The organism is Paenibacillus spiritus (assembly GCF_008710135.1).
Classification (GTDB): Bacteria; Bacillota; Bacilli; order Paenibacillales; family Paenibacillaceae; genus Paenibacillus_AQ; species Paenibacillus_AQ glufosinatiresistens.
Window position 1 is genome coordinate 1 of sequence record NZ_VYKK01000019.1, and the last position, 15,313, is coordinate 15,313.

At 60.9% G+C, this 15,313-nt stretch carries 10 protein-coding genes; 8 read left to right on the plus strand and 2 right to left on the minus strand.

The window, feature by feature from the left end; all coding sequences use genetic code 11:
- A partial coding sequence (locus F4V43_RS13865; RefSeq protein WP_223879896.1) for a fatty acyl-AMP ligase occupies positions 1-1,879 on the minus strand: 1,879 nt, incomplete at its 3' end.
- An 11-nt stretch (positions 1,880-1,890) separates the two neighbouring features.
- Entirely contained in the window at positions 1,891-2,958 is a 1,068-nt protein-coding gene (locus F4V43_RS13870; protein WP_191089586.1) for a zinc-binding dehydrogenase, read from the minus strand.
- Between the two features lie 270 nt (positions 2,959-3,228).
- On the opposite strand from F4V43_RS13870, the gene F4V43_RS13875 reads away from it, so the two are divergent.
- Genes F4V43_RS13875 through F4V43_RS13905 form a run of 8 tightly spaced genes read left to right on the plus strand, consistent with a single transcriptional unit; the run spans position 3,229 to position 15,013 of the window.
- The gene (locus F4V43_RS13875; RefSeq protein WP_150458850.1) at positions 3,229-7,764 is read left to right on the plus strand and encodes an amino acid adenylation domain-containing protein; all 4,536 of its coding nucleotides are present in this window, start codon (positions 3,229-3,231) and stop codon (positions 7,762-7,764) included.
- Positions 7,754-9,154, plus strand: coding sequence for a condensation domain-containing protein (locus tag F4V43_RS13880; RefSeq protein ID WP_150458851.1), 1,401 nt, complete (start codon positions 7,754-7,756; stop codon positions 9,152-9,154). The genes F4V43_RS13875 and F4V43_RS13880 overlap by 11 nt, the downstream gene beginning before the upstream one ends.
- Before the next feature lie 12 nt (positions 9,155-9,166).
- Positions 9,167-11,605, plus strand: coding sequence for a PEP/pyruvate-binding domain-containing protein (locus F4V43_RS13885; RefSeq protein ID WP_150458852.1), 2,439 nt, complete (start codon positions 9,167-9,169; stop codon positions 11,603-11,605).
- Entirely contained in the window at positions 11,602-13,014 is a 1,413-nt protein-coding gene (locus tag F4V43_RS13890; protein WP_150458853.1) for an MFS transporter, read from the plus strand. The genes F4V43_RS13885 and F4V43_RS13890 overlap by 4 nt, the downstream gene beginning before the upstream one ends.
- Before the next feature lie 6 nt (positions 13,015-13,020).
- A complete protein-coding gene (locus F4V43_RS13895; protein ID WP_150458854.1) occupies positions 13,021-14,127 on the plus strand; it encodes a hypothetical protein in 1,107 nt (368 codons plus the stop codon).
- A 57-nt stretch (positions 14,128-14,184) separates the two neighbouring features.
- Positions 14,185-14,646, plus strand: a complete 462-nt coding sequence (locus tag F4V43_RS13900) for a hypothetical protein (RefSeq protein WP_150458855.1) — start codon at positions 14,185-14,187, stop codon at positions 14,644-14,646.
- Between the two features lie 13 nt (positions 14,647-14,659).
- Positions 14,660-14,788, plus strand: a complete 129-nt coding sequence (locus F4V43_RS19990; protein WP_263406123.1) for a hypothetical protein — start codon at positions 14,660-14,662, stop codon at positions 14,786-14,788.
- Between the two features lie 27 nt (positions 14,789-14,815).
- Positions 14,816-15,013 carry a hypothetical protein gene (locus tag F4V43_RS13905; RefSeq protein ID WP_150458856.1) on the plus strand — a complete coding sequence of 66 codons (198 nt, stop codon included), beginning with the start codon at positions 14,816-14,818 and terminating at the stop codon, positions 15,011-15,013.
- Positions 15,014-15,313 lie beyond the last annotated feature (300 nt).

The following is a 15,313-nucleotide window of genomic DNA, read 5'->3' on the forward strand; positions in this document are numbered from 1 at the left end:
TCAGCTCGGCGGTCAGCCAGCGTTCGATGGCTGCCGGGGCGGGGCCGTTCCCGTTCTCCGCTTCGTTCCGGCCGGGTTCGCTTCCGGGTCTCTCCGAAGCCAAAGCTGCTGCGGTTTCCATTCCGGCAGCGGCTTCGGTCTGTGCAGAATTATGGAGGTCTTCGCCTTCGCGCCACTGATCGACGACGGTAAGCTGGTCCTCCAGAAACTCGGCGCGGGCGGCGCGGCGCTGGATTTTGCCGCTTGAGGTCTTGGGCAGAGAGCTCTGGCGAATGAGGACTACGGCGTAAGGCGAGACGTCATACTCCTGAAAGACGGCGCGGCGAATCGAGGCCATGGCCTCGCCGGTGTCCTTCGTATGCCGGGCTACTTCCTGGACCACCACCAGCCGCTCCTGCCCGGCAATCTCCACCGTAAAGGCAGCGGAGGCGCCGGGCAGAAGAGCGGGATGGCTGCGTTCGCTGACCAGTTCCAGGTCCTGCGGGTAGAGGTTGCGGCCGCGGATCAGAATGAGATCCTTGATGCGGCCGGTCACGAACAGCCGGCCTTCATCAAGGAAGCCGAGATCGCCGGTGCGCAGGAACGGCCCGTCGCCGGAGCCGGCGAGGGTCGCCTGAAAGACCTCGGCGGTGACGTCGGGCCTGCGCCAGTAGCCCAGCGCCACGGAAGGGCCGGACAGCCAGATTTCGCCGACGGTGCCGTCCGGGCACACTTCCCGTGTCTCGGGATGAACGATGGCCATACGGGTACGGTCGGAAGAAGGGCCGCAGCTGACGAGCTCGGCGGCGGAGGCTTTGTCGGACGGTTCCTGCAGCTCGTGGCGTTCCAGAGCGACACGGTCGGCGCTTCGTAGCTCGGGAACGCCGCTGTGGCCGGCGGCGAGGAGCGTAGCTTCGGCCAGTCCGTAGCAGGGAGCGGCCGCTTCGGGCGGGAACCCGGCGGGGGCGAAGCGCTCGGCGAAGGCGGCAAGCGTGGAGGCGCGGACCGGCTCGGAGCCGTTAGCGGCGACGCGCATAGAGGAGAGATCCAGGGAAGCGGCAGCTTCATCTGTAATTTTTTTCACACAGAGTTCATAGCCGAAGTTCGGAGCAGCCGTGAAGGTGCCCCGGTAGCGGGACATGGCCTCCAGCCAGATCAGCGGGCGCTGGATGAAGGATACGGGAGCCATAAGGACAATGAACGCCCCCAGATAGAGGGAGGTCAGGATCATGCCGATCAATCCCATATCGTGGAACGCCGGCAGCCAGGAGACGCAGACCTCCCGCTCCGTAAGCCCCCACTGGGAACGGATCATATCGCAGTTGCAGAGCAGGTTATGATGGCTGACCATGACGCCCTTGGGCTGGCCGGTCGAACCGGACGTGTACTGCAGAAAAGCCAGAGTATCGCCGGTCAGCGGCACCGGGCGGAAGGCATCTTCCTGCGGCAGACCGCCGCGGTCGGTGGCCCGCCAGGCCAGCCCGGCCAGCCGGGGATGCTCGTCCAGCCCGCGGGAGACGCGTCCGAGAATATCCCCGGTGGTCAGCACGGCGCAGGCGTCGGCGTCGGCGACGATGGCCTGGAGACGGAGCAGATGCCGGTTCTGCTTGGGCGGATAGGCGGGGACGGCGACGACGCCAGCATAGAGGCAGCCGAAGAAGGCGGCGATGAAGTCGAGCCCCGGCGGATAGAGCAGCAGGACCCGGTCGCCGGGAGAAGCGATCTCCTGGACCAGGGCCGCGACAGAGCGGATCTTTCGGTCCAGCTCGCCGTATGTATAGCTTCCGTTCTCCAGCCCGGAGTCAAGCAGGTACAAGCATGCCCGAGCTTCCGGCTGCTGCCGGGCTCTGAGGCGGAACATATCGGTCAGCGTCTCAATCTGGAGCGATTCAAAGAGCATGGTCATCCTCCTCATACATAGTTATAAGCGGATTTGGCCTCCCAGGGAGTCAGAATGATTCGGCCTACCCGGTTGTCGCTCTCGAACCGGCTATGCGCTTCGGCTGCATGTTCCAGGGGAAGAATGCGGTCGATCAGGGGCTTGATATGACCGGTCTTGACGAACTTCCAGCCTTCTTGAACTTCATACTTGTTCATGGAGTGACAGCCGAGCAGACTGAGCTGCTTCCAGAAGAGAACGCGCAGGTCCAGCTGGGCGTGGAATCCGGTCGTATTGCCGCAGGTGACGAGTCTGGCCCCGTAGGCCATGCACTGGATGCTCGTATTCCAGGTGTTGACTCCTGTATGCTCAAATACGACATCCACTCCGCGCTTGTCGGTCAATTTGCGGACCGTTCTGAAGACATTCTCGGTTCGGTAGTTGATGGTCTCGTCGGCTCCAAGCTGCCTTGCCGCTTCCAGCTTCTCGTCGGAGCCGGCCACGGCGATTACGCGGGCATTGAAGAGTTTCGCAATCTGGATGGCGGTCGTTCCGATGCCGCTGGTCGCTCCCCAGATGAGAACGGTTTCGCCGGGCTGTATCCGGGCGCGCGTCACAAGCATATGCCAGGAAGTGCCCAGGCAGGCGGTGAGGGAAGCGGCTTCCTCATAGGTGATCGTATCCGGAATGGGAAAAACATTGGCTTCCGGCAGGTTCGCGTATTGGACGTATCCGCCCATGCGGGGGCCGGTCTGAAACCCCCAGACCCGGGTGTTTCTGCAGAAATATTCCCGGCCGGATGTGCAATCCGAACAGATCCGGCAGGACAAAATGGGATGCACGGCCACGCGGTCGCCGACCTTAACCGTAGTCACCCGCTTGCCGATCTGCACGATCTCCCCCGCGGCGTCGGTTCCCGGGATATGGGGAAGAGTGAACTTGATGCCGGGCAATCCCTGCCGGGCCCAGATATCGTTGTAGTTCATGCCGACCGCCTTGATCCGGACTACAACCTCGTGTTCTCCCGCTTCGGGTTCCTCCATCTCCTCATAGCGTAGCACTTCAGGACCCCCATGCTCATAGAACAGAACACCTTTCATCGCCGCATCCTCCATTCACTAGTTTTAATTTGAAAGAGAAAAACGAAAGTAATTAAGTAGATGAATTAAATGACACTTTAATCAAAAATTGTTCTATTTTGTAAAAAAACTGATTGTCAGATATTACAATAATATGTTAACGTACTTTTTGTAAAGAAAAAGTTACAAATCTATAATCTCCCAAAATCCTGAAAATTTAGGATAAAAACAACCCGCTGTCATCGGAATTGGGACATGAATTCCATGATATGGTAAAAGGAGTGTAAAGACTTGATATTGACCGATTCTTTGCCCATTCATGATCTGTTCTCGGAAGCGGCGGCACGTTGGAAAGATCGCACAGCGGTTTGTTTTGACGGCCGGGAGTTGTCTTACTCCGAACTGGACGCCGAATCGAACCGACTTGCGCGGCTGCTCAGGCAGGAAGGGGTATCCCGGGGAGAGCTGGTTGGAGTCCTGATGGACAAGTCGGAATTCCTCCCCGTGGCTCTGCTGGGCATATTGAAATCCGGCGCGGCCTACGTGCCTCTCGATCCGCTCCAGCCGCTGCTTCGGCTGAAAGAGATCGCCGTTCAGGCCCGTTTGCGAACGGTTGTCATTCATTCGGGATCGGCCGGCAAAGCGAATCAGCTTGCCGAAGGAACGCCTCTGCTGAAGAAGATTGTTCCTGTAAATGAAGGGCTCTTCAGGTGCTCCTCCGAACCTCTGGAAAGCGTCAACACGACGGAAGATCTGGCCTGCGTGCTGTTCACTTCAGGCACCACCGGAGTTCCCAAGGGCGTCATGCTTCACCACCGGGGCCTGGTCAACTCTCTGGCCTCCAACTACCGGGAATTTGGTCTCAATGAGAACGACCGGTACCTCAACGTCTCGCCTTACGGATTTGATATGTCGCTGTTCGAAATCTTCAGCCCGCTGCTTGGCGGCGGCTGCCTCTGCCTTCTCCCTTCATCCGATGTCCAAGACCCCTGGATTATTGCCCGATCTCTTGAACAGTATCGAATCACCGTATGGAATTCCGTTCCGACGACATGGTCGCTCTGGACGAATCTGCTCGGTCCGCGCCTGCGCCCCGACCTTGGGTCGCTCCGTCTGGCTTTTCTCGGCGGAGAGCGGCTGCCCGTTGCCTTTATTAACCGGGCTGCCGAGCACCTCCCGAACACGCAGCTTGTCAACGTCTATGGCCCCACGGAAACCTCGATCTGGATGAGCTGTCATCCCGTTGAAGTCCCGCTTCCGAAAGGAACCGAGCGGGTTCATGTCGGCAAGCCAATTGCCAATGTTCAGGTCTACATTATCGACCCCGACGATGCAACCAGACTCTGCGGTCCGGGAGAAGTGGGCGAAATTTGCATTTCGGGCGTGGGCGTCGCCTGCGGCTATCTGCATGACGAGGCAAGAACGCAAGCCTCCTTCATTCCGAATCCGTTCGTCGCTGAAGGCGGCCGTCTGTACAGAACCGGGGATCTCGGAACCTGGCTCCCGGGCGGCAACCTGGATATAGTGGGCAGGCGCGATATGCAGGTCAAGATCCGCGGCTTCCGGATTGAACTGGGCGAGATCGAGAGCCAGGCGCTGACCTGCCCGGGCATTGTACGGACGGCTGCAGCGGTCCGCGAGACTTCGGACGGAAGCAAGGAAATGCTCTGCTTCGCAGTCAGCGAGTCCGAGAAAGATATCGACGCGCTGCGGGCCCATCTCAAAGAACGGCTGCCCGCCTATATGCTGCCGCACCGGATATGCCGGGTCGATTCCATTCCTGTCAATGGCAACGGAAAGACCGATCGCACCGCCCTGATTCAGCAGTGGCAGCAAGCGGATAAGAGTCCTTCTTCTTTGCCGGAGGCTTCTCCGGAGTTCTCCCCTGCCGTTTCGGCGGAAGAATTGAGAAGAACGGTCGAAGAGATTTGGACGTCCGTGCTGGAACACAGCGATTTTCAGGGAGATACGTCCTTCTTCGATGCCGGAGGAGACTCGATCAAGGTCGTCAAGGTCAAAATGTCGCTGGATGATAGCTTCCCGGGCGCGGTTGATGTCGCCGATCTGTTCACCCATCCGACCGTCGACAGCCAGACGCGCATGCTGGCGGATAAGCTGGGCGGATCGCAGGCGGAGGCGGCTGCCGCACAGGCGGAGGAGCGTCCGGCTGCGAATCGGAATGCGGCTTCGCTGCAATTCGCAGGAGCAGACAGGAGAGAATGGGCGGAGGCCGCAGGGGAGAACGACGTTGCCATTATCGGCCTGGCCTGCCGCCTGCCGGGAAGCGAGTCCCCTGAAGCGTTCTGGAGCATGCTGGAGGGCGGTGAAACGCCGATCGGCGTTATGTCCGAATCGCGGTTGAAAGCGATTCATCCGATTGGAGCGGGCACCCGGCCGGAGCAGGCGTCCCGGGGAGCTTTTCTCGAAGAAATCGACCGGTTCGATGCCCTCTTCTTCCATATGTCACCGAAGGAAGCGGGACTCATTGATCCGCAGCAGCGGCTGTTGCTTGAAGTGGTCCAGGAGACCCTCGACTATGCCGGATACGGCGGCAGCAAGCTTGCAGGAAGCCGGACGGGCGTCTTCGTAACGGCGTCGAGCAGCGATTACATGGCTGCGATTGCCCAGAGCCCCGCCGCCAAGGAACCGTTCGCCCTCCTCGGCAACCAGCCGAATATGGTGGCGAACCGCATCTCCTACTTCCTGGATCTGCACGGACCGAGCGTCTTCGTGGATACCGCATGCTCTTCGTCCCTGGTAGCGGTACATCAGGCCTGCCGCAGTCTGCTTGCCGGCGAATGCGCAATGGCGCTGGCCGGCGGTGTTGCGCTTCATCTCAGCCCGGAACGCTTCTCCGTGGTGAATAATCTCAACATCACCTCCCCGAGCGGCCGCTGCCTGCCGTTCGACGAGAAAGCCGACGGCACGGTGGCCGGCGAAGGGGCTGGAGCTGTGCTGCTGAAGCCGCTGCGGGCGGCAATCGAGGACGGGGATTTCATCCACGCCGTCATCAAGGGAACAGCCGTCAACCACGGCGGACGGGCTGCTGTACTGACCGCGCCCAACCCGGCCGCGCAGAGCGCCGTAATCCGGGAAGCGCTGGAGCGGTCCGGCTGCGAGCCCGGCAGCATCTCCTACATCGAGACCCACGGGACAGGAACTCCGCTTGGCGACCCGATTGAAATTCAGGCGCTGGAGAAAGTCTTTGCTCCGGCAAGCCCTGCGGCGGACATCCATATCGGCTCGGTCAAAGGGGTGATCGGACATCTGGGCGAAGCGGCCGGAATTGCCTCGCTGGTGAAGACCGTGATGGCCCTCCGCAGCCGAACTCTGCCGGGACAGCCTCAATTTGACAAGCCGAACCCCGAGCTTCACCTCGGACGGACGCCGTTTCGGATCGCCAAAACCTTTGCCCCGTGGGAGACGCCGGATGGCGTCCGCCGGGCAGGGATCAGTTCCTTCGGTCTTGGGGGCAGCAATGCGCATCTCATCGTGGAGCAGGCTCCCGAGCGGCCCGCAGTCCCGGCAGGGACCGAACGGCCCGCCCATCTGCTGACGCTCTCGGCTTGGACGGCGGAAGCGCTGGAGGAACAGATTCGGCAGATTGCGCGCCGCTTCCAATCCGATCCGGAACTGTCTCTGCCGGACGCCTGCTATACGCTGAACACGGGGAGAATGCGGCTGCCTGTACGCTACGCCGCTGTGTTGAGCGATGGCGGACAGTGGAGCGCCTGGCAGAATGAAGAAGGCGGAGAACCTAGAGGAAGCCGTCCGTTCTCGGCCGGCGGGAGCGTTCCCCCTGGTGCCGGGAAGGACCATGTATTCGTAATCGGCGACGGACCCGGAATGCTGCGCTGTGCGCGTTCGCTCTATGAGTCGAACCCGCGGTTCCGCGAAGGATTCAGCCGCCTGCTGAACCTGCCGCCGGGAAGCGATGCGGCGGCCCTGCTGACCAACCCGCAGGCTCCGGATGCAGTACGGTTCGCCGCCGGCTGCCTGATAGCGGAACAATGGAAGACCTGGGCGCCGTCCTCCCGTATCGCCGGGTTGGGAACCGGGGCTCTGGCGGCCCGCTGTGTCCGCGGCGAATGGACGGCGCAGGAAGCGATGCTCCGGCTATGGGGAGGAGAGAAGACGCCCGAGGAGAGCGGCGATTTCAGCGTCCTGTCCCTGACGGAGCTGCTAACCAACGAAGCGGGTCCGGGAGCGGCGGTGGCCGGAGTAGGGCTGGAGGAACGCCGGGCCGAGCTTGCCGCTGCCGTGGAACTCGGCTTTGAACCGGTCATGGATCTCTTGGACGAGGCCCCGGAGGATGAGGTGCTGCTGCGTCAGTTGGCCCGCCTGTTCGTTCAGGGAGTAGAGCTCGACGGGGAATCCTGGGACGCCGGTTATTCGCGGAGAAAGGCCCTGCTTCCTTCCTACCCGTTCCAGCGCCGGCGGCACTGGTTCGCGGAAGCTCTGGAAGATGCCGAGCCTGCGGCGGCTCCGGCTGCCGTTGCTCCGGCCGAAGTTGCAGTTTTGCCGGTGAAGCCGGCAGAGCAGAGAATTTTAAATGAAGAGGAACTGGCTGCGTTTCTGGTAGAAGCGATCCAATCCCTGCTGGTTGAACCGGTGGAGTTCGGAGTCGATACCGATTTTGCGGACATTGATCTGGATTCACTGATTCTGGTGGAGTTGAACAGCATGATCCGGGAACATACCGGGGTTGCTGTCAATCCGCGGCTTCTGTATGAATATCCGTCCGCCCGCCTGCTGGCGGCAGCGATTATGAGCAAGGCGCAGGAAGAGACGTCCGAAGAGACAGAGGAGGTTAACCATGTCCATTGACCAGCGGCATCTGCCTGCACAGATTGAGAGCATCATTCCACTCAGTCCGGCTCAGAAATGGTGGAATTGGGCCCGGCAGCCGATTCTGAATGTGGAGGTGCACGGCGTTCTGCATTTTCCGGTCAGCAAAGAGCTGTTCGGGCGCACCTGGGAAATCCTGCTTGAACGCCATCCTCTGCTGCGCGCCGTTTTTCCGCAGCGGGAACAGAGCGAGCATATGCAGATTCTGAAGCTTCCGGGTCCGCTGCCGTTCATCATGGAGGACCGGACGGAAGAATCTGAAGAAGCATTCTGGGATTCACTGAAAGACCGCACGGCTGCGCTCCACCGGAAGGTAGATTTAACCCGCTGGCCGCTTATTCAGGTCGCGATGTACACCAGGGGCAGCGAATCGCATCTCCTTCTGGCTCTGCCGACGCTGATCGGCGATATCCTGATGGTGAAGGCGCTCAGCCGGGAGTTCACGGTCATTTACCGGGCGCTGCAGCTTGGGATGAATCCTCCGGCGGCCGGAGCGCCCGATGATTACGGCGATTATATCCGGTTCCTGGACAATTTCCCGCGGGAGAAGCTGAATACCTATGTGAATAAATGGACAGACGAACGCTCGCCGGTCCGGCTGGAGCTGCCGTATGACCACAGGCAGGGCGGGAATACCTTGGAGACGGAGCGAATGCAGTTGCTGGCCTGGCCGCTTCCGGCGGCTATTGTACAGCAGGAAGGCAGAACCGGAGCGGCGATCGCTATTTACTCTTATATCTGGCTGGCGCTTGTCCGGGTGCTCGGAGAGTGGACAGGCAGGGAAGACATTACGGTCTGCGAACGAACCATTGGCCGAAATTTGCCGCTGGACCGCAATCTGTTCAAATCCGCAGGCTTCTATGCCGTCGATTACCCCGTTCGACTCTCGTTTGAGCCCGATATGTCGATCCGCGACCAGCTGGAGACGGTATCCCGCCATCTGGAGGACGGCTCGCTGCAGGGCGCGCTCTATAACTATGCGTATGGATTGGGCTTGAATCTGCCGCTTCCGCATGAGCAGACGTCCGTACGGATCGACTTCTTCGGCCGCGCGGATTCTTTCCGCGCTACCGGCGTAGAACTGATTGACGGAAGGGCCCGCTTCGGGTTCAACGGGAGCGAACCGACGCTGAATTACGGCTTCGAGAATGTAGGTCCCTACTATACCAAGTTCTCCCGCAAGGGCGACCGGCTGTATGAACTGGATCTGTCGGGGCTGATTGCGAACGGAGAACTGTTGCTGGGCATTTACTACAGTGATTCCCTATTCAGACTGCGGACGATCCAGAAGTTCGCCGATTCGCTCGGAGCAGAGCTGACCCGGATTGCGGAGGATGCCGCCCGAGCAGGCATCCGCTGCGTTTATTGAGGAGGAAGAGCGATGAATATTCTTGGGCTGGAGGAAGCCTCTGGCCGCATGTTGGGTGAAGTCGGGGGAAAAGGAGCGAACCTGGGGGAAATGCTGAGTCTCGGTCTTCCGGTTCCTCCGGGCTTCTGCGTTACAACGGACGCTTATCGCAGGGTGATAGAGGCATGCCGCCTGATGGAGCGGCTGGAAGAGCCGCTTCGCCGCCGGAACTGGCGCGCATGCTCCGAGGCGGCGCAGGAGTGTCTGGCAAGCGCCGGACTGCCGGAAGGGCTGTCCCGGGAACTGCTGGATGCCTACCATAGGCTGGGCGGCGGAAAGGTCGCCGTCCGCTCCTCGGCTACCGCGGAGGACCTGTCGGGCGCTACTTTTGCCGGCCAGCAGGAGACCTTTCTGAACGTGGAAGGCGAAGTTCAACTGCTTGACGCGCTCCGGAGCTGCTGGGCTTCAATGTGGAGCGAACGGGCGCTGGATTATCGGGATCGCCGCGGAGTTCCGCATACGGAGACGGCCATCGGCGTCGTGATTCAGCGCATGGTTCCCGCCGAATCGGCGGGCGTGCTGTTCACGGTGGACCCTGTCCGCAATGACCGGGGGCATATGCTGGTCGAAGCTGCGGCAGGATTAGGCGAGGCGCTGGTCTCCGGGCAGACGGCCGGTGAGGTGTTCCGGCTGGACCGGCGCGGCCATGCGCTGAAGATTGCCGAGAGGGGGGACGGCGACAGCGGGCGTCCGGTTATCGGGGATGCTGCTGTTCTGGAGCTGGGAAGGCTTGGGCTCCGGCTTGAACAGCATTTTGGCTGCCCGCAGGATGTGGAATTCGCCTGTTCGGCGGGCCGCGTCTATCTGCTTCAGACCCGGGCCATCACCACGCTGTCCGGAGAAATCCGCCTTCCTGCGGAGAAACGGCTGAGCCCCATTCAGAAATTCGTCATGGGAAAGGTGACGGAGCGCTTTCCGGTTCCGCCGAAACCGCTCGATGTCATTACCGCCCGAATTTTTATCGGAGGTTCGGTTCACGTCTTCCGCCAGTTCGGCTTCATCTTCCCGGGAACTTCTTCCGGAAGCGAGCTGGAACAGTGGGCCGAGGCCTTCCGGATTCCGAACCCCCGTCCCAGCGCGAAGCTGCTCGGCCTTCCGGCCTGCATCTCGGAGATGCTGAGCCGGAACTGGGCGGCATGGTGGGAGAACGAATACCGCCGGAAGCTGGAGGAGATATGCGCTCCCGTGCCGCTCGGCGGCATGCCGGAAGCGGAGCTGCTGGCCCGCTTCGAACGTGTGACCGCAGCCTGGATGGAGACGATGGAGGAACGCGCCAAGGGGACTTTTGCGATGAATATCGCGGAACGGCTGCTTAAGGTTCACTTGGTGCTGGCGCTTGGTCCCCGCAGAGCCGATGAAGCGCTCGGAGATCTGCTGCAGGATCTCGGTACGCGGACAACCGATGTCAATCAAGCGATGTGGGAATTGGCCGAGGCGGCGAGCCGTCGTCTGGAACTGCTGGAGCAGGCATCGGAAGGGACCGGCGAGATCACGGATGAGGCCTTTCGGACCATGCTGGAGACGTTCATGCAGGAGTACGGCCACCGCGAGGGCATGACCTGGTATCTCTCCACGCCGGTCTGGCGCAAAGACCCCCGGCCGGTCTACAGCATACTCCGCGGCCTGGCCCGGCTGGATTCCTATCCGTTCGCTGCCCGGGGAGAGCAGTATCGCGAGACCCGCGAACGGGTCAGACGCAAGCTGCGCTATCTGCCGGGATTCTCCTCCCGGTTCAGCCGGTTGGCCGACCGCTACCGGGATTTGCAGGTATTTGAAGAGAACAGCCACTTCGACCTGACGCGTCCTCTGGCCGCTCTGCAGGAGATCGCCGGCGAGTGCGGCCTGCGCTTTCACCGGGCAGGTCTGCTCTCGGAGCCGGAAGACATCTATTATCTGTTCGGGGAAGAGCTGACCGGCTGGCTGTCGGGCAGCCTTCCTGAACCGGAAGAGGCGCGGCTGCTGCTGGAGCGCCGCAAACGGATCTACCGCGAGATGAACAACCGCTGGCAGGCCCGCTTTCTGGAGGAGGGCGGACGGTCCGCCGGCGACAAGCTGGAAGGCAAGGCGGCCAGCGCCGGCATGGCCCGCGGAAGAGCGCGGATCATTCTTTCGGAGAAGGATTTCCACCTTATGGAACCCGGCGATATCCTCGTCTGTCCGTATACGAATCCTTCCTGGACTCCGTTGTTCGCCTCCGCGGCGGCCGTAGTGACGGAGACGGGCAATGCGGTCTCCCATGCGGCGATTGTCGCCCGGGAATACGGAATTCCTGCGGTGATGGGCGTGCCCGGAGTCACGCGCCAGATTGCCGACGGCCAGGAAATCGTTGTAGACGGGAATGCGGGTACGGTCCGCCGCAGCGCGGCGAAGGTGCCTGTCGCTGCGGCGGGCAAGCAGATGACGGACGCATGAATGCAAAAGCGCGCAACCTGACCGGGATTCTGCTTGCGATGAGCCTGACCGGATTGACCCAGACGATGGTGGCGACAGCGATGCCTTCCATTACTGCCGAGCTTGGAGGAGGCGAGCTGTACAGTTGGGTATTCGGCGCCTATCTTCTGGCGATCTCGGCTCCGATGCTGCTCTACGGCAAGCTGGCGGATGAGATGGGCTGGAGGCCCGTGCTGATTGCGGGCATCGCGCTTTTCCTGACCGGCACCGGGCTTGCGGGAACGAGCCTGACGATGGGGCAGCTGGTAGCTTACAGAGTTCTACAGGGAGTGGGAGCAGGACTGTTAAGCACCTCGGTCCTGGCCGCAGTCGGCGCTCTGTTCGAGGGGAAGGAACGGGCCAGGCTGTTCGGGTATCTGGGAACGGTTCAGGTTCTCGCCAATCTGGCCGGCCCTCTCCTTGGAGGCTGGATCACCGATACGGCCGGCTGGCGCTGGTGTTTCTGGCTGGTGCTTCCTTTTGGTCTTGCCGTCGCTTCTCTCCAACTGTCGGGACTCCGATCCGAGGGAAGAGTGCCGCTTGGCCGGCTTCGGGGTCTGGATTGGCCTGTGTTTGCCGCGCTCAGCGCAGGTCCGGCCGTGCTTCTGGCCGGCATTCAGGCGTGGAGGAACCACCCGGAGACCTGGGAACTCTGGCTGCTTCTTATTGCCGCTTCTGTTCTGTTCATGGGGTGGCAGTTCTCCAGGCAGTCTGCGAAGGAAGAGCCTGTTCTGCCGCCCGCTGTCTTCCGTCACCCGGTTCTGCGCAATGTTCTGCTCGGCGCCTGCATGGCAGGTCTGATTCAGAATGCTTCCATCAGCTATATTCCCTACGTGGCGCAGGCGGTGTTCGGCGGCGGTTCGGCGACCCGCTCCGGTCTGATTCTCTTTCCGGTGGTATTGGGCGCAGGGGTATCCGGGATTGTCGGAGGCCGTCTGGCGGGAAAATGGACCTATGTCCGCATCGCGGCCTTTGGCTGGTCGGTCAATGCGGCCGGGTTCTTCCTGCTGGCTTACCAGTTGGGCGACGCCAGACAGCCCTTGATGATCGCAGCATCGCTGCTGATCGGGCTGGGCATCGGCTTCCAGCTGCCTTCCTTGCTGCTCGAAGCCCAGGATGCGTTGGGACCTGCAATGCGGGGCATGGCCGGAGGACTGATTCAGATGGCGCGCAACCTGGGCGGGGCCACCGGCATCCCGCTGCTGGGCGCATGGCTTCCATCGGCTGCCGGAGTCTACTCGCTAACCGCCTCCGCTTCTTTGCTCTACACTATGGCTGCCATAGCCGGCGTCAGTCTGGCGGCAAGCCGCGTGTTGGGAACAGCCGGCAAGAGAAGGGATGAGGACGCCGGACGCTCTGGACAGGGCGGTCAAACCATGAAGGAAGGATGATATTAGATGAAGGAATTGATTCGCTGCGGCGGACTGGGGACATCGGCGCATAATCATCAGCCGTGGAAATTCATTGTCGGCGAAGACTATCTCGAGGTTGCGCTTGCTTCCGAACACCTGCTTCCGCAAATGGACCCCAGCGGTCATCAGGCCTATATGGCGCTGGGAACGGCAGTGGAGAATATCCGGGCCGCGGCCCGGGGGATCGGTCTTATGCCGGAAGTAGAACCTCCGGCCGTGTCGGAGGACGGAGCTGTCATCCGCATCCGTCTTCATCCGGGCCCCGCTCCGACGGATCAGGAGAAGAGTCTCCATCAGGCGGTGACGGAACGCTTCACCAACCGCAATCCCCACGACGGCCGTCCTGTAGAGCCGGAAGTCTGGGGAGATCTGGAGGAGGCGCTGCGCCCCTTCGGCATCAAGATGCACGTCGTGTCTTCCGCGAATGGGGTCAGACGGGTCTCCCGTCTGATCGGGTCGGCGGAACGGTTCGGGCTGGAGCATGCCGGAACCGTGGACGAGACCTACGATTGGCTTCGCTTCTCCGACCAATCCTATGCGGAGAAGGGAGACGGCCTCTGGATGCGCACCATGGGATTTGGACCGGCCGTGGCGCTGGCGGCGAAATTCGTGTTCAAATGGAATCGGATTCGGCTGCTGAACCTGGCCGGATTCAGCCGGGTATACGGTCTTCGGTCCCGGCGGACCGCCTCCAAGTCGGCGTCATGGGTCTTGCTGACGGTAGAGGACAGTTCTCCGGCAGGTTTTATTGTCGCCGGCGAAGGTTATCAGCGCTTCCTGCTCCGGGCCCATGAGCACAATTTGGCCATTCATCCGATGACTTATCTGGTCATGGTCTGTATTATGCTTGCCGAGCGCCCTGACTGCATGACGAAGAGCCAGCGCCGCCGGGCGGAGGCGTTCGACAGGGAAATGCGCGCGGGCTTCGGCATGGAAGACCGGGAATACCCGCTGATTGCCATGCGCATCGGATATGCGCCGCCGCCGGTCTTTCTGGCAAGACGCCGCAAGCCGGTCGTTGAGTACGCTCCTGCGGCTTCGGTCTCTCCGGAAGACCGGCCGACAGCCGTTCTGGAAGAGGTCGGCGTATAAGCCCGAACCGATGCGGAGGCAACGCGGGCGGGCAGGGCGAAGAACAGGAGGATGCGGATGAACCGATGGTTCCTGGATATTGCCGTTTACCGAAGACGCCTTTTTGACAGCGCGGGAAGCGATGAGCAATTGACGGACTTCATTCTCGAGCTTCTTCCGCTTCAGCGCCAGATGAGAGATTCCGGCCAGGTGGTTCTGATCATCGAGATGCTGCTGTACACCGCGTTCAGCCTGTACCGGCAGCGGGACAGGCAGGCTTATGGCTACCGCTGTCTGGACAAGCTGCTGACCGAAAATCTGTTCCGTCTTTCGCGATGCCAGCTGCTGGATATCGGGATGGTGCTCAGCGAATTGGAGCAGAGAGATCCGGAGACCTGCTGGCTGAAGCGAGCCTGGCATGAGCGCCTGGAGAGCTGCCTTGGCTGCGGCGATCTCACGGCAGCTTCGGGTGTACCCGCTGAGCCGGCTCCGCTGTCGTCGGGAGTCGCCGGCCAACCTGCCGAAACGATCGGGCGATGAGGAATCGCAGCATATGGAATGGACGCGAAGCGCCGCTTGTGCGGCGCTTTTTCTGATGGATCTCGAAAAGAAGGCGAAATTATCTGGAACCGGACGGCCAATCATGCGTAAAGGGACGGTAACCCTTTCATTTAAAATTTAAAATGCTTACGAACAGGAGGCGCTGACCTTGTTAAGAAGAATTCTTCACAAAGTGCTGCATTCTCTGGAACATTCGCGTCACGGCAGTCACCGCAGGCATTCGAGCAGTGCGCATCGAGGCCATCCTACCGGACATTACGGCAACCGGTATTCTTCTTCGGACCGGCCCCGCAGCGGCGGACACGGACACGGCTACTACAAGAACCGTTACAGCAGTTCCAGCTGACCGGAGAGCACAACCGGGTTAATTCCCATCCGTCTCCGACGCTGCTGTGAACGGGAATTGAATGAAAGTCAAGAACCCGCCAATCGTTAGTGAAGTGCACCCCTTAGAATAGACATTGGAAAAACCCCCTGGTTATTCCGATAAAATCTAAGGGGTGCATTTTTATGGCGTTTAAAGGGCAGAAGCTCAAACAATATTCAGAAGAACTGAAGTTAGAGGCGATTCGGCTTCATGTGGAGGAGAAATGGACATACCGGGAAATCAACGAACATCTGGGCATTCAAGATAAAGACCGAATGA